Annotated in this window: 1 protein-coding gene; it reads left to right on the plus strand. The window is 72.0% G+C overall.

Annotated elements, in window-relative coordinates; translation table 11 throughout:
* The first annotated feature begins 83 nt into the window (after positions 1-83).
* Complete coding sequence (locus PLL68_RS15410; protein WP_324535607.1) at positions 84-1,265, plus strand: MerR family transcriptional regulator; 1,182 nt, start codon at positions 84-86, stop codon at positions 1,263-1,265.
* Positions 1,266-1,270: the final 5 nt, after the last annotated feature.

The following is a 1,270-nucleotide window of genomic DNA, read 5'->3' on the forward strand; positions in this document are numbered from 1 at the left end:
TTGGCGAACGTTGTGTTGAGTGTTTGTCAAAACTCTGTCTCAGGTCTACGGTGACTCTCGTGAGGAGTTCGATACCGCCTACGATGCGGATTGGTGAGCTCGCCTCCAAAGTGGGCGTCAGCACCCATGTCCTTCGGGCATGGGAAAGCCGCTACGGGCTCTTGCGCCCGCAGCGATCGGCCGGGGGCTACCGCCTCTACGGCCACGAGGACGAACGCCGCGTCCGCGAGGTCATCGCCCTGCGGGACCAGGGCGTGAGCGCCGCTGAGGCCTCCCGCCGAGTGCTCGAGGCCGACCGGTCCGGTCTGTCCGCCATCGACGACGACATCGACGACGACGCGACCAACGCCAGCGGCTCCTCCTTCGCCGCGGGCCACAGAAGGGCCGGGGGGCGCGCCGGAGCCGTGGGCACGGCATCCGGCATGGGCGTGGATACGAGCGTTCCACTGCGTTCCGATCCGCCGGCGCTCGTCGCGCAGCTGCTCGACGCGGTGTCCACCCTCGACGAGGACCGGGCACACGCCGTGCTCGACGTCGCCTTCGGGGAGCGGTCCGTCGACAGCGCGATCATCGACGTCCTGCTGCCCCTGTTCGTGCGGGTCGGTGAGCTCTGGGAGCTCGGTCGCATCGGCATCGCGCAGGAGCACTTCGCGAGCAGCCTCGTGCGCCGCCGACTCGGGGCGATGTCCCTGACCTGGGGTGTGGGCAGCGGGCCGGTGGCGGTGCTCGCCTGCCCGCCCGGCGAGTTCCACGACATCGTGCTGCTGAGCTTCGGCGTGCTCCTCGGGCGCACCGGGTGGCGGATCCGCTACCTCGGGCCGGACACCCCGGTGCACTCGCTGGCGGCGGCCGCGCGGCTCACCCAGGCGGATGCCGTCGTGCTGGCCTGTCGTCGGCCGTCAGGTTTCCGCGCGCACTCCACGGCGCTGCGGCGGCTCGGCGAGGACTACCCGGTGTGGCTCGCCGGGCGCGGCGCGACGCCGCGGGTGCTCGAGGAGGTGGGAGTCCGTCACCTCGGGGCTGACCTCGTCGGGGCCGTGGCCGAGCTGACCGCCACCGCCCGCGACCGCCGAAACCAGCGTGAGGCCACGGCCCGACCCGACGGCGACGGCATCCCAGTCGACGACAGCCGCGCCAACGGCAACGGCATCCAAGGCGACGGCATCCGGACCGACGGCATCCAAGGCGACGGCATCCGGACCGACGGCATCCAAGGCGACGGCATCCGGACCGACGCGACCACCCCGACCTCCGCCACCGCCTGACCCGC

The sequence above is a fragment of the Ornithinibacter sp. genome, assembly GCF_035443565.1.
Lineage (GTDB): Bacteria > Actinomycetota > Actinomycetes > Actinomycetales > Dermatophilaceae > Fodinibacter.

What these genes read in the sequence shown, in the direction of transcription:
- PLL68_RS15410 (WP_324535607.1), top strand. Translation starts at nt 84, where the DNA reads ATGCGGATTGGTGAGCTCGCCTCCAAAGTGGGCGTCAGCACCCATGTC.